Here is a 21,828-nt window from a genome sequence, read left to right on the forward strand (position 1 = left end):
CGCTCCCGCCGCCCCTGCCCCGGCCGCTCCCGCCGCTCCGGCCCCGGCGCCCGCTGCTCCCGCCCCGGCTGCGCCAGCGGCCGCCGCGGCCGCCGCCGACGGCGAGGGCCCCGGCTACGTGACCCCGCTCGTCCGCAAGCTCGCCGCCCAGCACGGCGTCGACCTGGGACGGGTCAACGGCTCCGGTGTCGGCGGACGGATCCGCAAGCAGGACGTCCTCGACGCCGCCGCCGCGAAGGCCGCGCCCGCTGCCGTCCCGGCCGCCCCGGCCGCGTCGAGCGCCCCGGCCGCCGCGCCGCCGACGCCGTCGCCGATGCGCGGCCAGACGGTCAAGGTCAGCCGGCTGCGCAAGATCATCGCCGAGCGGATGGTGGAGTCGCTGCACGTCTCGGCCCAGCTCACCCAGGTGGTCGAGGTCGACGTCACCAATATCGCCCGGCTGCGCGAGTCGGCGAAGGCCGACTTCCTCGCGCGCGAGGGTGTGAAGCTGACCTACCTGCCGTTCTTCACCAAGGCGGCCATCGACACGCTCAAGCAGCACCCGGCGCTCAACGCCAACCTCGACCTCGAGAAGGGCGAGATCACCTACTACGACCGCGAGAACGTCGCCTTCGCCGTCGACACCGACAAGGGTCTGCTGACCCCGGTCGTCAAGGACGCCGGCGACCTGTCGATCTCCGGGCTCGCCAAGAAGATCGCCGACGTCGCCGACCGCACACGCAACAACAAGATCGGTCCCGACGAGCTCTCCGGCGGCACCTTCACGATCACCAACCTGGGCAGCTTCGGCGCGCTCTGGGACACGCCGATCATCAACCAGCCGCAGGTCGCCATCCTCGGCCCCGGCGCCGTGGTGAAGCGTCCCGTGGTGATCGACGACGACGACCTCGGCGAGACCATCGCGGTGCGCCACATGGTCTACTTCGCGCTCACCTACGACCACCGCGTGGTCGACGGCGCGGACGCCGGCCGCTTCCTGCGCGACCTGAAGAAGCGCCTCGAGTCGGGCCAGTTCGAGGTCTGAGACCCGAGCGCACGCTCGTCGTACGACGCCCCGGAGCCCCGTGCTCCGGGGCGTCGTCGTTTTCTCGTGCCCGCCGCGATGGCAGGCTGGCGCCATGACCTCGGTGCCCTCCCTCCGCGTCGTGTTCGCCGGCTCGTCCGGATTCCTCGGCGAGCATCTGGTCTCGGCGCTGCGCACCCGCGGGCACCACGTCACCCGTCTGGTACGGCGTGACGCGCGCGCGGGCGAGTCGCGCTGGGACCCCCAGGCCGGGATCGTCGACACCGACCTGGTCGCCGGCGCCGACGTCGTCGTCAACCTCGCCGGCTCCCCGCTGATCGCCAACCCACACTCCAAGCGCTGGGCGCGCGAGGTCGGCGAGAGCCGCCGGACGACGACCGCCCTCCTGGCCGCGACCATCGCCGCCGCCCCGGGCCCGCGCCTGCCGGCGCTGGTCAACGCCTCGGGCATCAGCTGGTACGGCGACCACGGCGCTGCCCCGCTCACCGAGGCTTCCGACACCCGCGGCCACGCCCTGCTCACCCGCGTGTGCCGCGAGTGGGAGGGGGCGACCCAGCCCGCCGCCAGCGCGGGCGCGCGCGTGGTCCGACTCCGGACCGCTCCGGTGCAGGACCGCAGCCATCCGCCGCTGCAGCAGCAGCGGCTGCAGTTCACCGCCGGGCTGGGCGGCCGGATCGGCAGCGGCCGGCAGCACTACCCGGTGATCTCGCTGCGCGACTGGGTCGGCGCGGCCCGCTTCCTGGTCGAGCACCCGAGCGCCGCCGGGCCCTTCAACCTGTGCGCGCCGTACACCCCGACCAACGCCGAGTTCACCCGCGCCCTCGCCCGCCGGGTGCACCGACCCGCGCTGGTGCCGGTGCCGGCCGCCGCGATCCGGGTCGCCGCCGGACCGATGGCCGACGAGGTGCTGGGCTCGCTCAACCTGCGACCGGCCGCGCTGCTCGACCTCGGCTACGAGTTCGAGGACCCGGACATCGACGCCGTGCTCGCCACCGGGCTCGCCCGCGCCTGACCCGCCGAGGCCAACCGCCACCGGCCGGCCCACCGGAAGACCAGCCGCCGCGTCGTCGGCCCGTCGCGCGGCAGCGCCTCGGCCCCGGGCACCGAGCCCGCGGCCAGTCGATCGGTCACGACCAGCACCATCCGTCGCTCCGTGCGCGCCCGCAGCTCGACCGCGAGCACCTGCATCACCATCCCTCTCACCCGCAGCCCCCGGCGCAGCCACGCCCGCAACATCGCCCGATCGCGCTCGCCGGCCCGCGAGCGCCGTACGTAGAGCCGGCCCAGCGCCGCCACGTCGCCCGCCGCCCAGGCCGCGGACCGCGCCCGGTCCCATGCCCGCAGCACCGTGACCGGCTCGATCACCGGCCCCATCACCGGCCCGACCACGACCGGCCCCACCGCCGGCCCCACCGCCGGACCCGCGGCAGGCGGCGCGATCACCGCAGACTGCTCCCGGGCCGTGAGCACGCCCGCCGCCACGAGGACGATCGTCACCACGACCGCCACCGCACCGAGAAGCGCTCTTCGCGAGCCCGAGATCCGCATGGGTCCTTCCTACGCCCAACCCCCGACAGATGCGTCGGCTCATCCACAGGCACCGGCCGGCAGCGCGGCGAGAGGCGGCTCTCCGCCGGCTCGCCGGCCCCGCGACACCGCAGGCGTGCTCGACCCAGGGGCGCGGTACGCTCGACGACGTGACGCTCACGTTCCGCGAGGACTGGCTCGGGCCCGACTTCATCGACTACGTCACCGCGTGGGACCTCCAGCGCGAGCTGCACGCGCAGGTCGTGGCCCGCGAGCTCACCGACACGGTCCTGCTCCTCGAGCACCCGGCGGTGTTCACCGCGAGCCGGCGTACCGCCGAGCACGAGCGTCCCGCCGACCCCGGCGGCGCGCCGATCGTCGAGGTCGACCGCGGCGGCAAGATCACCTTCCACGGCCCCGGCCAGCTGGTGGGCTACCCCATCGTGCGGCTGCCCGACCACGTCAAGGTCGTCGACTACGTCCGTCGCCTCGAGGAGGCGATCATCGCGGTCTGCGCCGAGCTCGGCGTGACGACCGCGCGGATCCCGGGTCGCACGGGCGTCTGGCTCAAGGCCGACGAGCGCGGCGGCGAGCGGAAGATCGCGGCGATCGGCATCCGGGTCCGCAACGGCGTCGCGATGCACGGCTTCTCGCTCAACTGCGACGTCGACCTGAGCTGGTACGACCGGTTCGTCCCGTGCGGCATCTCCGACGCCGGCGTCACCTCGCTGAGCGCCGAGCTCGGCCGCGACGTGACGGTCCGCGAGATCACCCCGTCCGTACGACGCCACCTCGACGAGCTGCTCGCCTGGGGCCCCTACGACGCGACCCCCGACTACGAGCCGCGCCCCGACCCCGCGAAGACCCCGCCGCCGGGCGGCGTCGCCGTCCTCACCTACCCCGCGCGCTGACCCTTCGCGGAGCGCTCGTGCCGGTGCTCGGGACGGCGTTCTTCTCGCCCTGCCGACGGCCCGTCGAGCCGTGATCCGCCCGGAGTAGGCTGACCGGGTGACTGCCACACCCGAGGGACGCAGGCTTCTCCGGCTGGAGGTCCGCAACGCGGAGACCCCGATCGAGCGGAAGCCTTCCTGGATCAAGACCAAGGCGAAGATGGGCCCGGAGTACACCGCCCTCCACAAGCTGGTGAAGTCCGAGGGACTCCACACCGTCTGCCAGGAAGCCGGCTGCCCCAACATCTTCGAGTGCTGGGAGGACAAGGAGGCCACCTTCCTCATCGGCGGCGACCAGTGCACCCGACGCTGCGACTTCTGCCAGATCGACACCGGCAAGCCCCAGCCCCTCGACCGCGACGAGCCCCGCCGCGTCGCCGAGTCCGTGCAGACGATGGGCCTGAAGTACGCCACCATCACCGGCGTCGCCCGTGACGACCTCGCCGACGGCGGCGCCTGGCTGTACGCCGAGACGGTCCGCGCGATCCACGACCTCAACCCCGGCACCGGCGTCGAGAACCTGATCCCCGACTTCAACGGCCGGGCGGAGCTCCTGGCCGAGGTATTCGCGTCGCGGCCCGAGGTGCTGGCGCACAACGTGGAGACGGTGCCGCGGATCTTCAAGCGGATCCGCCCCGGCTTCCGCTACGAGCGCTCGCTCGACGTCCTCACCCAGGCCCGCGCCTTCGGCCTGGTCACCAAGTCGAACCTGATCCTCGGCATGGGCGAGACCCGCGAGGAGATCTCCCAGGCCCTCCAGGACCTCCACGACGCCGGCTGCGAGCTGGTCACCATCACCCAGTACCTCCGCCCGAGCCTGCGCCACCACCCGGTCGAGCGGTGGGTCAAGCCCGAGGAGTTCGTCGAGCTGGCCGAGGAGGCCGAGGACATCGGCTTCGCCGGCGTCCTGTCCGGACCGCTCGTCCGTTCGTCGTACCGAGCCGGACGCCTGTACCGTCAGGCGATGGACGCGCGCGACGCCAGTCGCGCCACCGCCTGAAGCACCCCAGATCCACCCCGTTCCACCTGTTCCGCCTCGCCGAGGAGACCGCAGCACCCCATGTCGAACACCCCTCTCGACCCGTCCACGATGAGCCGCCGCCGGCAGATCCTCGAGACCTACAAGATGTCTCGCGAGGTCGACCCGGCGATCCGGTGGTGGATGCTCGGCTCGTTCGTGATCTTCGGCGGCCTCGGCTTCGCGCTCTTCTACTTCGTGTTGCCGGGCGAGGGCACCTTCAAGCTGATCCTCAGCATCATCGGCACCTTCCTCATCGGCCTGCTCGCGCTGATGATCGTCTTCGGCCGCCGCGCCCAGAAGGCCGCCTTCCGCCGTCTCGACGGCCAGGTCGGCGCCGCAGCCCGCGCGCTCACCATGCTGCGCCGCGGCTGGGTCGTCGAGGAGGTCGTCGGCTTCACCAAGCAGCAGGACATGGTCCACCGCGTGGTCGGCCCTCCGGGCATCGTCCTCGTCGGTGAGGGCAACCCCGCGCGCCTCAAGGCGCTGCTGACCAGCGAGCACAAGAAGCACGAGCGGGTCGCGGGCGACTACCCGGTCCACGACGTCCTGGTCGGCACCGACGAGGGTCAGGTCCCGCTCGACAAGCTGGTGCGCCACGTCCAGAAGCTGGGCCGCCAGGTCAAGCCGGCCGAGATCACCGAGATCCGCCAGCGGCTGCGCGCGCTCGACGCCCAGCGCCCGAAGGTCCCGCTCCCCCGCGGGCCGGTCCCGACCTCGATGAAGGGCATGCGCGGCAACCTCCGCGGCCGCTGATTCACTTCATCAGCGTGCGCAGCGTGCTGTAGGTGACCGTCGCGGTCCCGGCCGCCACGTCGTGCAGCCCCCGCCCGTCGTTGCGGAACACCAGCGGCGGGATCACCAGCGCGACCATGATCTGCCGGATCAGCACCTTGATCGGGTTGAGGCGGTGCAGCCGCCCGTCGGCCGGTACGACGCACAGCCCGGTCAGCAGCTTGCCGACCGACCCGCCGCCGAGCCAGGTCAGCAGCGTCGACTCGACGATGTAGACCGGCAGCACCATCAGCGACGCGACCGAGCCGGTCTTGGTGTACTCGTCGACCCCGAACACCAGCACCACGGCCAGCGTGCAGAGCAGCCAGTCGACGGCGAGGGCGAGGATCCGCCGTCCCCACGAGGCGGTCGGGAAGACGGAGAGGCTGGCGCGGGCGGTTCCTGGCACGGCCGCAAGCGTAGGCGAGCGCCCCGAGTGACGGGCACCACACTCGTCCGCGGCCTTGTTACATCCCCGAAACACGAGGGCAACGGCGCGGGTCGTTCCCGTCCGTAGCGTCCCGCTCCGAAGACCGATTCAGGTGACGCGGCCCGCCGCGTCCCGTGCGAGGAGCAGACATGACCGCGAACGCCGTCCGCCTGGCCGCCATCAAGGACGCGCAGTCCTTCGAGGGCCCGGCCCCCTTCTTCGACGCCGCCGAGAAGACCGGTGAGATCTTCGGCGCGAACGTCTTCTCCCTCGCGGTCATGCAGAAGCGCCTCCCCAAGTCGGTCTTCAAGTCGGTCGCCGCAACCATCCAGAACGGCCAGAAGCTCGACCCCGCCGTCGCCGACCTCGTCGCCGCGGCGATGAAGGACTGGGCGATGGAGCGCGGCGTCACCCACTACGCCCACGTCTTCTACCCGCTCACCGGCCTGACCGCCGAGAAGCACGACTCCTTCCTCGAGCCGGTCGGCGACGGCACGGCGATCTGGGAGTTCTCCGGCAAGACCCTGATCCAGGGCGAGCCCGACGCGTCGTCGTTCCCCAACGGCGGCATCCGCGCCACCTTCGAGGCGCGCGGCTACACCGGCTGGGACGTCCAGTCGCCGGCGTACATCCTCGAGAACGCCAACGGCAACACCCTCTGCATCCCCACCATCTTCGTCTCGATGACCGGTGAGGCGCTCGACCACAAGACCCCGCTGCTGCGCTCGCAGGCGGCGATGGCGGCCCAGGCGCAGCGCGTACTGGCGCTCTTCGGCCACCAGGACATCGACAACGTGGTGTCCTACTGCGGCCCCGAGCAGGAGTACTTCCTCGTCGACTCCAACTTCGTCAACGCCCGCCCCGACCTGCTCAACGCCGGCCGGACCCTCTTCGGCGCCAAGCCGCCGAAGGGCCAGGAGTTCGACGACCACTACTTCGGCGCCATCCCCGACCGCGTCCTGGCGTTCATGCACGACACCGAGCGCGCGCTGTTCAAGCTCGGCATCCCGGCCAAGACCCGCCACAACGAGGTCGCGCCCGGCCAGTTCGAGATCGCGCCGGTCTTCGAGCGCGCCAACCTGGCATCCGACCACCAGCAGCTGCTGATGAGCGTCTTCCGCTCGGTCGCCAAGCAGCACGGCATGGAGTGCCTCTTCCACGAGAAGCCGTTCGCCGGCGTCAACGGCTCGGGCAAGCACGTCAACTTCTCCTTCGGCAACGGCAACCAGGGCAACTTCCTCAACCCCGGCGACAACCCGCACGACAACGCGCAGTTCCTCGTCTTCTGCGCCGCGATCATCCGCGCCGTCCACCTGCACGGCGGCCTGCTGCGACTCACCGTCGCCTCCGCCGGCAACGACCACCGCCTGGGTGCCAACGAGGCCCCGCCGGCGATCATCTCGATCTTCCTCGGCGACCAGCTCTCCGACGTCTTCGACCAGATCGCCAAGGGCGGCGAGGCGACCAGCTCGAAGCAGAAGGGCATCCTCTCGGTCGGCGTCGACACGCTGCCCGACCTGACCAAGGACGCCGGCGACCGCAACCGGACCTCGCCGTTCGCCTTCACCGGCAACCGCTTCGAGTTCCGCGCGGCCGGCTCCAACCAGACCGTCGCGGCCCCGATGGTCATCATCAACACGATTATGGCCGAGGCGCTCGACTTCGCCGCGACCGAGCTCGAGGCCGCCGTGGCCGGTGGCACCGACTTCAACGACGCCGTCGCGGCGCTGCTCAAGAAGATCGTCGAGCAGCACGGCGCGGTCATCTTCAACGGCAACGGCTACTCCGAGGAGTGGCACGCCGAGGCCGAGCAGCGCGGGCTGAAGAACCTCCGTACGACGGTCGACGCGCTCCCCGAGTGGCTCACCCCCGAGTCGAAGGAGCTCTTCTCGACGTACGGCGTGTTCAGCGAGGCCGAGCTCGAGTCGCGCTACGAGGTGGGCGTCGAGCAGTACCTGATGAGCGTCGGCGTCGAGGCGAACCTCACCTCCGAGATCGCCCGCACCATCGTGCTGCCGACCGCGCTGCGCTACCAGACCGAGCTCGCCCAGAACGTCGCGGCGCTCAAGGCCGCCGGCGTCGACGCCGACCTGACCACGCTGCAGGCCGTGTCCGCTCCCCTGTCCCGGCTCACCGCGGCGATCGCCGCGCTGGACGTCGCGATCGAGGGCGCCCACGCCCACACGGGCATCGCGGAGGCGGCCTACCTGCGCGACGTCGTCCTGGTCGCGATGGGCGAGGTCCGGGCCGCCGCCGACGCGCTCGAGGGCGTCGTCGCCGACGACCTGTGGACGCTCCCGACGTACCAGGAGATGCTCTACATCCGCTGATCCAGCTCAGCCCGACGGCCACGGCCTCCGCGATGCGGAGCCGTGGCCGTCGGCGTCCCCGGATGTTGTTACATGGCGGAAACAAACCAGTGACGGTCGAGAAACTGCCGGTTCGATAGGTTGGCGGCAGAACAAGCCACGCGACGGAGGAACGCATGTTCAACAACAGCGAAGAGCTGCTCAAGTTCATCAAGGACGAGGGCGTCGAGATGGTCGACGTTCGCTTCTGCGACCTGCCCGGAGTCATGCAGCACTTCACCGTGCCCGCGGGCGCGTTCGACCAGTCGGTCTTCGACGACGGCCTCGGCTTCGACGGATCCTCGATCCGCGGCTTCCAGGCGATCAACGAGTCGGACATGTCGCTCTTCCCCGACCCGACGACGGCGTACCTCGACCCGTTCCGCAAGGCGAAGACGCTCAACGTCAACTTCTTCATCCACGACCCGATCACGGGCGAGGCCTACTCGCGCGACCCGCGCAATATCGCCAAGAAGGCGCTGGCCTACCTGTCGAGCACGGGCGTCGCCGACACGGCGTACTTCGCTCCCGAGGCGGAGTTCTACATCTTCGACAACGTCCGGTACTCCACCGGCGTCAACGAGGGCTACTACCACATCGACTCCGTCGAGGGCTGGTGGAACTCGGGCAAGGCCGACGAGACCAACCGCGGCTACAAGACCCGCCTCAAGGGCGGCTACTTCCCCGTCGAGCCGTACGACCACTACAGCGACCTGCGCGCCGACATGGTCAAGAACCTCGAGCTCTGCGGCCTCGACGTCGAGCGCGCCCACCACGAGGTCGGCACCGCGGGCCAGGCGGAGATCAACTACCGCTTCGACACGCTGCTCAAGGCCGCCGACGACGTGATGAAGTTCAAGTACCTCATCAAGAACACCGCCTGGGAGCAGGGCAAGTCGGTCACCTTCATGCCGAAGCCGATCTTCGGCGACAACGGCTCCGGCATGCACGTGCACTCGTCGCTGTGGAAGGACGGCTCGCCGCTGTTCTACGACGAGAACGGCTACGGCGGGCTGTCCGACATGGCCCGCTGGTACATCGGCGGCATCCTCGCCCACGCCCCCGCGCTGCTCGCCTTCACCAACCCGACGGTCAACTCCTTCCACCGCCTGGTCCCCGGCTACGAGGCCCCGATCTCGCTGGTCTACTCCTCGCGCAACCGCTCGGCGTCGATCCGCATCCCGATCACCGGCACCAACCCCAAGGCCAAGCGCGTCGAGGCCCGCTTCCCCGACCCGTCGGCGAACCCCTACCTCGCGTTCTCGGCCCTGATGCTCGCCGGCCTCGACGGCATCCAGAACAAGACCGAGCCGCCCGCGCCGGTCGACAAGGACATCTACGAGCTCCCGCCGGACGAGATGGCCGAGATCGCCCAGGTCCCGACCTCGCTCGGCGCCGTCCTCGAGGCGCTCGAGGACGACCACGACTTCCTCACCGTCGGCGGCGTGTTCACCCCCGACCTGATCGAGACGTGGACGTCGTACAAGCGCGAGCACGAGATCGCGCCGGTGCAGCTGCGGCCGCACCCGCACGAGTTCGAGCTGTATTACGACATCTGACATACGTCGTAACCCCGAACCGGCCCTTGACCTGCGGAAACGCAGGATCGGGGGCCGGTTTCGTTGGTCCGCAGAGGGCCAAGTACCGCAGTGATACCGCAGGAGATTCGGCCTGTGCGCGTCAAGGCTTCAGATGAGGTCGAATTCGACTGCCGCTGTGGCCCATTCCAGAATCTGACCGACCGCCCTGCGTTCGGGCTCGCCGCCTTGCTGCCCAAGCAGGTCGAGTCGGGCCCACCCCACGAATCCTCGGATAGTCGTCTCCAACTCGCGTTCACCCACCTGCTCGGCGAAGGCGCGCAGGAGTCGAAGGCGCTTGAACTTCTCGTGCGTGTCTAGGCTCATCGTCTCGGTGACTTGGGTGGCGGCCCATTTCCTCAACACTGGGCTGCTCGCCCAAGCGGTGCCGCCGTCGAGGGACCGCCAGCCGGCCTGGATTCGCATGAGGGCAACCTGCTTCTCAAAGTCGCCGGCTGCCGCCCTGAATGCGGAATAGAGGTCCATTTGGCAAAGCCACACGCCTCCATCGGAGAGCTCAACCCGAACGCTCTTGAACGGGTCTCCGCGCACGGCAGCGAGCGTGGCGCCGACCGCGATGGTGACCCCCATCATCGAATCGGCACCGAGGACAACGTGAAGGCAGTCGGACTCAACGGCGACCACTCGGTCGGGGAAGCCGAAAGCACCGAAGGTGAAGTCGGCAACGTCTGCAGGCGAGAAGCCGAGCGACTCGAGCCCGGACTCCCCCGCAACGTCGATGCCACGGATGGCGCATGCGAGCCTGAGTGCGCAAAATCCGGCGAGGACCGACTCCATCGCTTCAAAGGTGGAATCGACGAGCGCGTCGTAGACGTATTCGCGGCGTCCCGACTTCAGGTCGGTCGTGAGCGCCTCGTCGCCGTACGCCACTCCTCGATGTGCCTGCGCTGTCCGAAGGTGGTCGTCAAGCCCGGCGAACACGGTAGCGATGCGGTCGTTGGTCTGCGCCTTGCGAAGGTGATCAGATGCGTCCTTCAACCGCAGGGTGCTGTAGGGGGCCGACTTCTGCCCCACCGCCGTCATGAGCGGGATGCCGAGCACCAGACCAGCGGCTTCCACCAGGCTGGCATTCAGCTCGACGACAGCTCGGGCCTCCTGCCGCACGTGCAGCGCTGCAGCGAGCGAGCGCTGACACGCCACCCCGCTGTCGAAGACCTCCAACTGCAGCCGGGAGAGGTCACACTGGAACCCCGCGTCGCGCAGCATGATGTCCAGCTCCGGCACGTCGGCGTTCAGGACATCGAACGCGACCTCCAACTTGGCCTGAAACGCCTCGTGGGAAAGGAAGATGTCGGCGAAGGTTGAGCTGATGCCGTAGTCGATCGCGACGTCGAGTTCCGGCTGGATCCCGAGGTGGCTCGATAGCTGCTCCAGGTTGGCTTGTGCCATCGGGAGGAGGGACTCTGCTCCGGCAGCATTCATTGAGTCTGTTACCAGCGCCCACAAAGACTCCTGCACCGTTGCCGCCTCGGAGACCTTCGCCTGTCGCTCCAGCCAACCCGCGAGCTCTCCAGCAAGCTGCGCAAGTTCGTCGAGTGCGCGCTGGGCCTCCTCGGCGCTCGCCTGCGCGCCGAGTGGCGTTGCGGCCATCAGCGCACCCATGTACCTCTGGACCATGGCAACGGCGCTGTCTGCCATCGACTGCGCCAGGCGCACAGCGCGTCCAAATGGCCGAGTCGGCTCGGCTGCGTGGAGGCTGGATCGCAGGGAGACCAGTTCTTCGATGGCATCAGTCAGGGCGGTGACGTCGCGGAATTCGCTGTCGGTAGCGACATGAAGTCCCTCCCAGAACCGTTCCAGCCAGGTTGCCACGCGCTGAGACTGGTCCAGGGGGCCGTGGGGGACGCTCTCGGAGGAGTCGCCACCGACCGGGCCAGTGAGGACGTGCACCAACGAGGTCGCCAAAGCGTGACGACGATTCCGGACCTGGTCTACCTCCCACGGTTCCGGTCGGCGGTCGCAGTCGGGGCACTGGACACCACGAATCCGTTCAACGCCGCACCGCTGGCAGGTGACGAGGTTGAAGGTCAGGGTGAATCGATGCCGGTCCAATTGCTTCCTTTGAGATGGTTCCGATACCTCAAGCATGCACGCCGACACCGACAAGCCGTTGCACCACGCGGACCGTCGCCCATCGACTCCGACCGCAGGCGAGGAACCGCCATACGGAGACGCGTCGAGAGGCCCTTCCGCGAAGCGTTCGTCAGTCGTCGAGCGGGTCGCACCAGTCCTCGTAGGGAAGTTCCAAGCCCTTGGCAGCCTGCTCGGCCTCCTCGCCGTGGAGTTCCTCAAGGCAGATGTAGCCCGCGAAGGCGTCGCCCTCGTAACTCACAATCCGAGCGAATCCCATGAGCTCGTCGTCGGTGATGGGGACGATCTCTCCCTCGACGTGGGTCTCTTCGACGTCGTAGCGGCGGACCCGGATGAGGCCGTCGGGGTCGGGCTCGAAGGAGTCGACGCAGATGCCGGGTTCGTAGAAGCCCATGGTTCTTCCCTTTCCTTGTAGACGGCCGCGACCGCGGCGCGCGAGGTGTCGTCCCTGTCCGGCCAGAGGTGGCCGTAGGTGTCGAGGGTCGTCTTGGCCGACGCATGCCGCAGCCGTGCTTGCACGACCTTCACGTCGAGCCCCGAAGCGATCAGCAGCGAGGCGAAGTAGTGGCGTAGGTCGTGGAAGCCGAATCCCTCCGGCAGTCCGACGACCGGAATGGCGGCGCGCACGGCGCGCTGGATCGTCCACGGCCCGCCAGGGTTGCCCCACTGGTCGCTGACGAGGTGGCTACCGTCGCCGAGCGGCACCGCCGACGCCAGCAGTCGAGTCATATCGAGCGGGATCGGGATCGCCCTGCGGCTCAATTCGGACTTCAGCGGTTTGTCGCCCCACTGGACTGAAGGCGCCACTACGCCAGCCTCGAAGTCGACGTCGGTGACCCGCAGCGCGGCGGCTTCGGCCAACCGCAACCCCGCATGGGCACCGAGCAGGATCGCGGGCTTCACACCAGCAGGCACGGCGTCGTAGAGCGCCCACACCTGCACTGTGGTGGCGACGTAGGGCCGCTGCTTGCCCATGCCCGGTGACGTACGCCGCGAGCACGGATTGCGCGCGACCAACTCGTCGTGGACGGCGTCAGAGAAGAGCTGGGAGAGCCGCGCGTGCAGCGCGTAGACGTACGAGTCCGCCCGTCCCTCGGCCTTGAGCTTCGCGCACCATGCGCGGACGTCGGAGGGCTTGACCGCCGACAGCGGCACGGCGTCGAACTCCGCGCGAATGATCTTCAGGTGGACCTCGGCCATCCGCACCGTGGATGCCCGGCGCGTCCCGTAGCCGGCCAGCCACTTGTCGCACCACTGCCCGACCGTCAGCTTGGCGTCCAGGGGTGAGACGTGGTCACCGCGCAGCAAGGAGGCGATCTGGCCGTCGAGCCATTGCTGGGCATCGACCTTCCGGTCGAAGGACCGCTGGACCTCGCGCCCGGTGTTGTCGACGTACCGAGCCCGCCACCGCTTCACCTTCCCGGCGACTGCGGAGGGCACCTCGACAGTGTTGCCGTCGTCGTCCTTGACGCGCTTGCGCCAGCGGTCCTCGACGGAGCCGCGTTGGTTGCGCCGCTGCTTTGGTGACATGTAGCGGTTCACGCCGCGCCGTGACCGGGGTCGTCTCGGCAGGCGTCGATCCAGGCGAGCACGTCGTCGTGGCGGTACCGCAGCCGCCGCCCGACGATGAACCCGCGCGGCCCGGTGCCCAGCACCCGCCAATAGCGCAGCGACGCCACCGGCATACGCAGCAGCGCGGCAACGTCCTCGATGGTCAGCAGCGCTTCGAAACGCTCGGTCTCGGGATTGATCTGGTCGGTCATGGTCGGCTCCAGGGGGTTGAGGTTGGTCCTACCCCTAATGGCCGAGCGGCGGAGCCGAGTGGCCACGGCCCAACGATTTGTCGGCGGGGCCTGCCATCCTGATCGGCTGCCCGGACGGACCGGGCGGCAGGAGGTCGCCCATGTCCACCCCGAGAAGCGCAGCCGTCATTAGAGTTGCGCCTGTGATCACCGGAGAGTTGAAAAGCAAGATCGACCGCGTCTGGGACTCGTTCTGGTCCGGCGGCATCAGCAACCCGCTCGAAGTCATCGAGCAGATCACCTACCTGCTCTTCCTCCGTCGCCTCGACGACCTCCAGATCCTCGCCGAGAAGAAGGCACGCGTTACTGGCGGTGTCATCGAGGACCCGGTGTTCCTGCCTGGCCAGTCCAGCCTGCGGTGGAGCCAGTTCAAGAACGCCTCGCCCGAGGTGATGCACAAGACCATCGCCGAGGAGGTCTTCCCGTTCCTGCGCGGCCTCGGCACCCAGATCGGCGGCGACGGTTCGACGTACAGCGAGCACATGAAGGACGCCCGCTTCACCATTCCGACCCCGGCGCTGCTGAGCAAGGTCGTCGACATGCTCGACGACATCCCGATGGCCGACCGCGACACCAACGGCGACCTCTACGAGTACCTGCTCTCCAAGATCGCCTCGGCCGGGGTGAACGGCCAGTTCCGTACGCCGCGCCACATCATCGAGCTCATGGTCAAGATGACCGCACCGAAGCCGTCCGACGAGATCTGCGACCCGGCGTGCGGCACCGCCGGCTTCCTCGTCGCCGCCAGTGAGTACGTCCGCGACACCCACGCCGACGCGCTGCTCGACGCCGCACAGCGCAAGCACTTTCACCGCTCGATGTTCCACGGCTACGACTTCGACTCCACCATGCTGCGCATCGGCAGCATGAACATGCTGCTGCACGGCATCGAGGCCCCCGACATCCGCTACCGCGACTCGCTGTCCGAAGGCGCGAGCGAGGACGCCGAGAAGTACACGCTCATCCTGGCCAACCCGCCGTTCGCCGGATCACTCGACTACGAGTCCACCTCCAAGGACCTGCAGCGCATCGTGAAGACGAAGAAGACCGAGCTGCTCTTCCTCGCGCTCTTCCTCAAGCTGCTCAAGCCCGGCGGCCGGGCCGCGGTCATCGTGCCCGACGGCGTGCTGTTCGGGTCGAGCACCGCACACAAGGCGTTGCGCAAAGCCTTGGTCGAGGACCAGAAGCTCGACGGCGTCGTGAAGCTCCCCTCGGGAGTCTTCCGCCCATACGCCGGCGTCTCGACGGCGATCCTGTTCTTCACCAAGACCAACTCGGGTGGCACCGACGACGTCTGGTTCTACGACGTCCGGGCCGACGGGTTCTCCCTAGACGACAAGCGCAACTCGGTCGAGGCAAACGACCTGCCCGACGTGCTCGACCGCTGGCAGAACCTCGGCACCGAGACCGAGCGGGCACGGACCGAGCAGTCATTCCTCGTGCCGAAGGCCGACATCGTCGCCCAGGGCTACGACCTCTCGCTCAACCGCTACAAGGAGATCGTCCACGACGAGATCCAGCACCGCGCCCCGCTCGAGATCATCGCCGACATCGAGACCCTCGAAGACGAGATCGCCAAGGGCCTGGCCGAGTTGAGGGCGATGCTGTCGTGACAGCTGTCGGCGACCTCTTGGTCGAGTTCAAAGAGAAGCCGGGCAAGGGCGACGAGCCACCCATCCTCACGCTCACCGAGCGCAATGGCTTCGTACGCCAGGCCGACAGGTTCAACAAGCGCCTCGCGACCGAGGACGTCAGCAACTACAAGGTCGTTCGACGCAACGACATCGCGTTCAACCCGTATCTGCTGTGGGCCGGCGCGGTCGCCCAGAACACGATTGTCGACAAGGGCATCATCAGCCCGCTCTACCCGACGTTCCGGGTTCGGGACGACCACGATCCTCGCTATGTTGCCCGGCTGTTGCTCACGCCCCAGCTCATCAGCGCTTACGACAGCATCGCGTTCGGGTCCGTGCCGCGTCGGCGACGATCATCGGTCAACGACTTCCTCGCGCTGCCGTTGGCGAAGGTTCCACCCCTCCCCGAGCAGCGCCGCATCGCCGCGATCCTCGACCACGCCGACGCCCTCCGCGCCAAGCGCCGCCAAGTCCTCACCCACCTCGACGCGCTCACCCAGGTCGTGTTCCACGACATGTTCGGCGATCTGCGTGGAGGTCGGTGGGACCGAGTGCCGTTCGGTGAACTAATCCCGCGAGTCGACAACGGCACCAGTCCGAACTGTGAGGCGCGGCCGGCAGGATCCGACGAGTGGGCCGTGCTCAAGCTCGGTGCTGTCACTTACGGCCACTTCCGGCCCGAGGAGAACAAGGCATACCTCGGAGACCTCGGCAGCATGGCCTCAAACGAGGTTCGCAGCGGGGACGTCCTCATGACCCGCAAGAACACCCGCGAACTGGTTGGCGCCGTCGCGCTCGTCGATGAGGTTCGTCCCCAACTGCTACTACCTGACCTCATCTTCCGGCTGCACCTGGACGGAGCGCGCCTCAACCGGAGGTACTTCCAGGCCCTGATGATGAACCCGCAGAAGCGTCCTGCCGTACGCGACTTGTCGAGCGGATCGGCGTCAAGCATGCCGAACATCTCGAAGGCGAGACTCGCCAAACTCCCGCTTGAGTTGCCGCCGCTCGCGCTCCAACGAGAGTTCGCCGTCCGAGTCGAGCTCATCGGAGGCCAGCGTGCTCGGGTTGAAGCTGCTTCCGCGGTCGACGACACTCTCTTCGCGAGCCTCCAGACCCGCGCCTTCCGAGGGGACCTGTGAGTCGCCTGCCGGTGCTTGAGAGCACCCTCAAGCAGCTCTACGGGGCGGCGAGTGAATGCGCCTATCCCGGCTGCTCGCAGGGGCTCGTCAGGTGGGTTGACGATCACGTAACGCCGGTCCTCAACTCCCGCGTTGCCCACATCAGCGCGGCATCCGTGAACGGGCCGCGGTACGACGCCACCATGACGGACGAAGACCGTCGACACTTCAGCAATCTGGTGCTCCTATGCCTGCCTCACGCCGAGGAGATCGACCTCCCCGCGCTTGTTGGCCGCTATCCACCCGAAACCCTGCGTGCGTGGAAGGTCGAGGCGGAGCGGGCCGGAGCAGCCGGCGCACCCGTCCCTGATGAACTGCTCGTTCGCGCCGAAGTATTCGTAGCGGGTGATCTCTATGACCTCGCGGGTGCACAACTTGGTGGGCAGGGCGGTCAGGCCCCAGGAGCTGGCGGAGGTGGCGGCGCTGGCGTTGGGCCCGGTGCGAAAGGCGGCGACGGAGGTCCTGGCGGCGCGCACGTTTCCTTCAGCGCGAGCGCGGAGCATCTCCGGGGCGAGGTTCCGATAGTCGTAGGACTCGGCGGCCGGCCAGGGGTGCTCGGCTATCCGGGCGAATGTGGAGCGCACACACGATTCGGCAACGTGGTGGCTCCTGGCGCTGGACGCGCGGTGCTCTCGCCGCTGCCACAAGAATTGGACGGTCTTGTTACCTCATCGATTCCGGCCGCCATCATGTCCAACCACGCCGAGATCTCCAATGGGCTCGCCTACCTGAACGGCGCTGGCTGGGAGACCTACCGCGTAACTGAGCTTCCGGGGCTCCTGGCCGGCGTGGTGACCTTGCTGGTCGACGTTGCTTGGTCCGACCTTGCCGTTGGCACCGTCATCCCATTCGAGGCTGGGGTCGAGTTGATCACCCCCTCAGGTACGGCCACTTTCAGCAAGCGAATCGAGGTTCCCGTCGAAGTTGGCTCCGAGACCGGTTGGGGCCGCCACTCCATCTCCTACCCGTTCGTGGGCACGCTGCATGATCTGGGCTCCCATGTACTGCATGTATCGACAAACGCGTCGGCGCACATGGACCAGTACCTCAGGGTCGTTCCAGCAGACGGAGGACAGCCGTGACCAACTTCGACTTCGTCCGCCAGACGCTGCCGTCGATTCACGACGACTGCGCCAGGGCTGAGTCGTACCTTGCCGCCGACCCACGCTCGGCCTGTTTCTACGCGCGGCGGGTGGTCGAGGAGGTCGTCGGCTACCTCTACGACGTCCTGTCGCTCCGCACGCCGTATCGCGACGACCTAGCGGCGAAAATCAGCGACGCCGCGTTCAAGGCGAAGGTGCCGCAGGGGATCACGCAGAAGCTGACCGCGATCCGACGCATCGCCAACACCGCCGTCCACGAGAGTCGACAGATCCGACCGGATGTCTCGCTGGCGGTGCTGCGCGAGCTGTTCCACGTGGTCGTGTGGACGTCGTACCACCACTCCCCCCATCCCGATATGGTGCCGTTGCAAGCGCAGTTCGACCCGAAGCTCGCCGCAAAGGCCGCGCCGCTATCCCGGGACGAGGTCGCTCGACTGGCGGCGAAGTTCCGAGAGCAGGACGAGGCCCACGCCCGGGCGCTCGCTGAGAAGGACGAAGTCCTCGCCGCGCACGAGGCCGAGATCGCCGAACTGAAGGCACAGATCGCGGCGGCGCAGGCCGCGGCCGCCCCGGATACCCGCGACTACGACGAAGCGGCCGCGCGCGACCTGTTCATCGACGTACTGCTGCACGAGGCCGGGTGGGCGCTGGATCGGGCGCGTGACCGCGAGTACCCGGTGACCGGCATGCCCAACGCCGAGGGCAACGGCTTCGTCGACTACGTCCTGTGGGGTGCCGACGGGTTGCCGCTCGCGGTAGTCGAGGCCAAGCGGACAGCAAAGTCACCCGAGGTCGGGCAGCAGCAGGCCAAGCTCTACGCCGACTGCCTGCATAAGCAGTTCGGCCGTCGGCCGGTGATCTTCTACACCAACGGCTACGAGCACCGGATCTGGGACGACGCCGGCGGCTACCCGCCCCGCGAGACGCAAGGCTTCTACACGCGCGACGAGCTGGAACTCCTCATCCAACGCCGGCAGACCAAGCTCCCTCTGTTGACCGCCCAGGTGAACACCGACATCGCTGGTCGGCCGTACCAGGTGCGCGCGATCAAGGCCGTGGGCGACGTGTTCGACCGCAAGCAGCGCGAAGCGCTCCTGGTGATGGCGACGGGCTCTGGCAAAACCCGCACCACGATCGCGCTGGTCGACCTGTTGCAGAAGGCGAACTGGGTCAAGCGGGTGCTGTTCCTCGCCGACCGCACCGCGCTGGTCAACCAGGCGGCGAACGCCTTCAAGGCACACCTACCCGGCTCGACCACAGTCAACCTCGTGACCGAGAAGGTCACCGACGGCCGCGTCTACGTCTCGACGTACCCGACGATGATGAACCTCATCAACGAGATGGACGACGGCCACCGGCGCTTCGGCCCGGGCTACTTCGACCTGATCGTCATCGACGAGGCCCACCGGTCGGTGTACGCCAAGTACGGCGCGATTTTCGACTACTTCGACTCGATGCTCGTCGGCCTGACCGCGACTCCGAAGGATGAGGTCGACCACAACACCTACCGCTTGTTCCACCTCGAGGACGGCGTGCCGACCGATAACTACAGCCTCGACGAGGCCGTCGACGCCGGGTACCTCGTGCCGCCGAGGGGCATCAGCGTCGGCACCCAGTTCCTACGCTCGGGCATCAAGTACGACGACCTCACCGAGGAGGAGAAAGATCAGTGGGACGCGCTCGACTGGGGTGAGGACGGTCCGCCCGACGAGGTCGGCGCCGAGGAGCTGAACAGGTTCCTGTTCAACGAGGACACCGTCGACAAGGTCCTGGAGACCCTCATGACCCAGGGTTACCGGGTCGCGGGAGGTGACCGGCTGGGCAAGACGATCATCTTCGCCAAGAGCCAGAAGCACGCCGAGTTCATCGAGAAGCGGTTCAACCTCGCCTACCCCGAGCTCGCGGGCCACTTCGCGCGCGTCATCACCCACGGCACGCCGTACGCCCAGTCGCTGATCGACGACTTCTCAATCAAGGACAATGCGCCGCACATCGCGATCAGCGTCGACATGCTCGACACGGGCATCGATGTGGCCGAGGTCGTCAACCTGGTGTTCTTCAAGCAGGTGCGGAGCAAGTCGAAGTTCTGGCAGATGATCGGCCGTGGCACTCGGCTCTGTCCCGACCTGTTCGGGCCGGGCGAGGACAAGCAGGACTTCTTCGTCTTCGACTTCTGCGGCAACCTGGAGTACTTCAGCCAGGACCTCCCCGGCTCCGAGGGCCAGATCCAGAAGTCACTCTCGCAGCGGCTTTTCGAGGCACGCCTGGGGCTCGTGACCGCACTCGGCGACACCGAACCGGATCTGCGGTCGTCGACCGCCGCGACACTCCACGAGATCGTGGCCGGGATGAACCTAGACAACTTCGTGGTGCGCAAGCACCGCAAGGCCGTCGAGATGTTCGCCGATGTAGACGCCTGGATGTCGCTGTCCCCCGCCGACGCGGAAACCGCTCTCGGCCTTGCCGGGCTGCCGTCGTCGGTTCGTGATGACGACGAGGACGCCAAGCGCTTCGACCTGCTCGTGCTCCGTCGGCAGCTCGCTCAACTCGACGGCGATGCCGTGCTCGCCGAACGGCTGCGAGAGACCATCCAGAACATCGCCGTGGCCCTGCTTGGGAAGACCGCGATCCCTTCGGTCGCGGAGCAGGCGGTCCTGCTGGAGTCTGTTGCCGGTGATGAGTGGTGGATCGACGTCACGCTGCCGATGCTGGAGCTCGCCCGCCTGAGGCTCCGGGGTCTGGTGCGGTTTATCGAGAAGACGTTGCGCAACCCCGTCTACACCGACTTCGAGGACGTCCTCGGCGAAGGCGTCGAGGTTGTGCTGCCGGGTGTCACTCCTGGCACCAACTACGAGCGCTTCAAGTCCAAGGCCGAGGCCTACCTGCGCGAGCACCTCGACAACCTCGCCCTCCAGCGCCTCAGGCGGAACAAGCAGCTCACCGCCGACGATCTCACCGAACTGGAGCAAATGCTCGTTGCGTCCGGCGGCCAGCAGGTCGACCTCGTCTGGGCGAGCGAGCAGAACGGCGGACTGGGGATCTTCGTGCGTGGGCTGGTCGGGCTCGACCAAGCGGCCGCGATGGACGCCTTCGCCCATTACCTCGATACAACGATCTTCTCCGTCGAACAGGTCCGCTTCGTCAACCTCATCGTCGACGAGCTGACGAAGAACGGCGTCATGGAGCCGAAGCGACTCTTCGAGTCGCCGTACACCGACCACGCTCCCACTGGGCCGGACTACTTCTTCCCGGACGCCGACGTGGACGTGATCGTCGAAACCCTGCAGCACATCAGGGCGACCGCGATGCCGAGCGAGGTCGCATGACCCTTCGGTTTTACCTGTCCGTCGGCGAGCCACTCTTCCTCGCGCGCCCGACGGGCGTCAGGGACGAGAACTGGGACGCGGTCGAGGATGCCGTCGGGCGGTTACATCGGGCGATCGATGCTGACGACCTCCGGCTGTCCATTGGCTGCTCCAAGGAACTGATCGAGTGCGTCGCCAAGATCGTCTTGGAACTGCGCGGCGAGGTCGTGAGCAACAACGAGAAGTTTGGCCCGGTCCTCGATCGAGCGCATCGCGCCCTCGGCCGCAAGCCGAGCGAAACCCCGGAGGGACTGGCGGCGCTGCGCGACATCAGCCAGGCAATGAGGACCCTGGCCGGCAAGGTGGGCGACCTCCGCAACGTCGTCGGCACCGGACACGGGCGGGCCGCTGTCCCGTCCGCCGATCTCGAGGTAGCCCTCCTGTCGGTCGAGGCAGCAACCAGCTGGGCTCGCTGGGCATTGCGCCGGCTGGGCGTGATCCTTGAGAACTCACCCACCCAGCTCGCCTCGGACCTCGTCGACGGCGCGATCTTCACCCGCGGCGTTCTCACCCGCAGGCTTCAAGACGCTGGACTTCCGTCGCTGGAAGAATCCGACCAACGGCTGCTCGGCTTGTCCGTCGCCCGGCGGGCGCAAAGCGACACGTTCCTCGTGCAGGAAGAAGGTGTTGAGCGCTGCGCAGAGAGCGACGACCTCGAAGCGTGGCCCTTGCCCTACCGCGAGGGCCTGGTCGAAGGGCTGGTGTACGACCGGATCGGGCGCTTCGATCTCTCACTTTGGGGAGTGCGTCAACTCGCCCAACTAATCGTCACGTCCGGGCCACGTGACCTGCTGACCTCGCCGCTGGAGGGGGCGATGACCGCGAATCTTGGCGAACGCCTCGGCGACGACGACTACCGATCGAAATGCCTCGAGCTCCTCGATGAGCTGATGCCCAGCATCCCCGACACTGCCTCGACAGCCTGGAAGGCCCTTCGAGACCGCACCGAGATTCCCTTCTAACCCTCTCCAGAACTCCACACA

The 21,828-nt window shown here is 68.0% G+C and carries 18 protein-coding genes; 12 read left to right on the plus strand and 6 right to left on the minus strand.

The genetic code is table 11. The features are described from left to right. Window positions 1-1,024 (plus strand): 2-oxoglutarate dehydrogenase, E2 component, dihydrolipoamide succinyltransferase (gene sucB / locus AB4880_RS00100; protein ID WP_367917153.1); only part of this gene is annotated, 1,024 nt, incomplete at its 5' end. A 94-nt stretch (window positions 1,025-1,118) separates the two neighbouring features. Continuing rightward, window positions 1,119-2,036, plus strand: a complete 918-nt coding sequence (locus tag AB4880_RS00105; protein ID WP_367917154.1) for a TIGR01777 family oxidoreductase — start codon at window positions 1,119-1,121, stop codon at window positions 2,034-2,036. Here AB4880_RS00105 and AB4880_RS00110 read toward each other — a convergent pair. Next, window positions 1,976-2,572: a hypothetical protein gene (locus AB4880_RS00110; protein WP_367917155.1), complete on the minus strand. Its 597-nt coding sequence runs from the start codon at window positions 2,570-2,572 to the stop codon at window positions 1,976-1,978. The two genes, AB4880_RS00105 and AB4880_RS00110, sit on opposite strands and share 61 nt — an antisense overlap. 149 nt (window positions 2,573-2,721) lie before the next feature. Between AB4880_RS00110 and lipB the strand changes: the two genes are divergently transcribed. The 3 genes from lipB (at window position 2,722) to AB4880_RS00125 (ending at window position 5,275) form a co-directional block, all read left to right on the plus strand. Next, window positions 2,722-3,462, plus strand: coding sequence for a lipoyl(octanoyl) transferase LipB (gene lipB, locus AB4880_RS00115; protein ID WP_367917156.1), 741 nt, complete (start codon window positions 2,722-2,724; stop codon window positions 3,460-3,462). A 97-nt stretch (window positions 3,463-3,559) separates the two neighbouring features. Beyond that, window positions 3,560-4,501 carry a lipoyl synthase gene (gene lipA / locus AB4880_RS00120; RefSeq protein ID WP_367917157.1) on the plus strand — a complete coding sequence of 314 codons (942 nt, stop codon included), beginning with the start codon at window positions 3,560-3,562 and terminating at the stop codon, window positions 4,499-4,501. A gap of 60 nt (window positions 4,502-4,561) precedes the next feature. Beyond that, window positions 4,562-5,275: a DUF4191 domain-containing protein gene (locus AB4880_RS00125; RefSeq protein ID WP_367917158.1), complete on the plus strand. Its 714-nt coding sequence runs from the start codon at window positions 4,562-4,564 to the stop codon at window positions 5,273-5,275. A gap of 1 nt (window position 5,276) precedes the next feature. On the opposite strand, the gene AB4880_RS00130 is transcribed toward AB4880_RS00125, so the two are convergent. Beyond that, window positions 5,277-5,702, minus strand: coding sequence for an RDD family protein (locus AB4880_RS00130; protein WP_367917159.1), 426 nt, complete (start codon window positions 5,700-5,702; stop codon window positions 5,277-5,279). 170 nt (window positions 5,703-5,872) lie between these two features. Here AB4880_RS00130 and AB4880_RS00135 point away from each other — a divergent pair, with 170 nt between their 5' ends. Both AB4880_RS00135 and glnA read left to right on the plus strand, forming a co-directional pair. Next, the gene (locus AB4880_RS00135; protein ID WP_367917160.1) at window positions 5,873-8,053 is read left to right on the plus strand and encodes a glutamine synthetase III family protein; all 2,181 of its coding nucleotides are present in this window, start codon (window positions 5,873-5,875) and stop codon (window positions 8,051-8,053) included. 155 nt (window positions 8,054-8,208) lie between these two features. Further along, window positions 8,209-9,630, plus strand: a complete 1,422-nt coding sequence (gene glnA / locus AB4880_RS00140) for a type I glutamate--ammonia ligase (protein WP_367917161.1) — start codon at window positions 8,209-8,211, stop codon at window positions 9,628-9,630. A gap of 129 nt (window positions 9,631-9,759) precedes the next feature. On the opposite strand, the gene AB4880_RS00145 is transcribed toward glnA, so the two are convergent. From AB4880_RS00145 to AB4880_RS00160, 4 genes are all read right to left on the minus strand, one after another. Next, entirely contained in the window at window positions 9,760-11,481 is a 1,722-nt protein-coding gene (locus AB4880_RS00145) for a hypothetical protein (protein ID WP_367917162.1), read from the minus strand. 391 nt (window positions 11,482-11,872) lie between these two features. Beyond that, a complete protein-coding gene (locus tag AB4880_RS00150) occupies window positions 11,873-12,001 on the minus strand; it encodes a hypothetical protein (protein ID WP_367917163.1) in 129 nt (42 codons plus the stop codon). Then, window positions 11,998-13,302, minus strand: a complete 1,305-nt coding sequence (locus tag AB4880_RS00155) for a tyrosine-type recombinase/integrase (RefSeq protein ID WP_367917164.1) — start codon at window positions 13,300-13,302, stop codon at window positions 11,998-12,000. The genes AB4880_RS00150 and AB4880_RS00155 overlap by 4 nt, the downstream gene beginning before the upstream one ends. Further along, window positions 13,299-13,523: a helix-turn-helix transcriptional regulator gene (locus AB4880_RS00160; protein WP_367917165.1), complete on the minus strand. Its 225-nt coding sequence runs from the start codon at window positions 13,521-13,523 to the stop codon at window positions 13,299-13,301. The genes AB4880_RS00155 and AB4880_RS00160 overlap by 4 nt, the downstream gene beginning before the upstream one ends. Before the next feature lie 182 nt (window positions 13,524-13,705). On the opposite strand from AB4880_RS00160, the gene AB4880_RS00165 reads away from it, so the two are divergent. Genes AB4880_RS00165 through AB4880_RS00185 form a run of 5 tightly spaced genes read left to right on the plus strand, consistent with a single transcriptional unit; the run spans window position 13,706 to window position 21,807 of the window. Further along, the gene (locus AB4880_RS00165; protein ID WP_367917166.1) at window positions 13,706-15,175 is read left to right on the plus strand and encodes a class I SAM-dependent DNA methyltransferase; all 1,470 of its coding nucleotides are present in this window, start codon (window positions 13,706-13,708) and stop codon (window positions 15,173-15,175) included. After that, entirely contained in the window at window positions 15,172-16,338 is a 1,167-nt protein-coding gene (locus tag AB4880_RS00170; RefSeq protein ID WP_367917167.1) for a restriction endonuclease subunit S domain-containing protein, read from the plus strand. Before AB4880_RS00165 ends, AB4880_RS00170 begins: the two co-directional genes overlap by 4 nt. Then, window positions 16,335-17,459, plus strand: a complete 1,125-nt coding sequence (locus AB4880_RS00175; protein ID WP_367917168.1) for a hypothetical protein — start codon at window positions 16,335-16,337, stop codon at window positions 17,457-17,459. The genes AB4880_RS00170 and AB4880_RS00175 overlap by 4 nt, the downstream gene beginning before the upstream one ends. Continuing rightward, entirely contained in the window at window positions 17,456-20,806 is a 3,351-nt protein-coding gene (locus tag AB4880_RS00180; RefSeq protein ID WP_367917169.1) for a DEAD/DEAH box helicase family protein, read from the plus strand. The genes AB4880_RS00175 and AB4880_RS00180 overlap by 4 nt, the downstream gene beginning before the upstream one ends. Beyond that, entirely contained in the window at window positions 20,803-21,807 is a 1,005-nt protein-coding gene (locus AB4880_RS00185) for an abortive infection family protein (protein WP_367917170.1), read from the plus strand. Before AB4880_RS00180 ends, AB4880_RS00185 begins: the two co-directional genes overlap by 4 nt. The last annotated feature ends 21 nt before the right edge of the window (window positions 21,808-21,828 follow it).

The sequence above is a fragment of the Nocardioides ginsengisoli genome (assembly GCF_039537225.1).
GTDB classification, from domain to species: Bacteria; Actinomycetota; Actinomycetes; order Propionibacteriales; family Nocardioidaceae; genus Nocardioides; species Nocardioides ginsengisoli.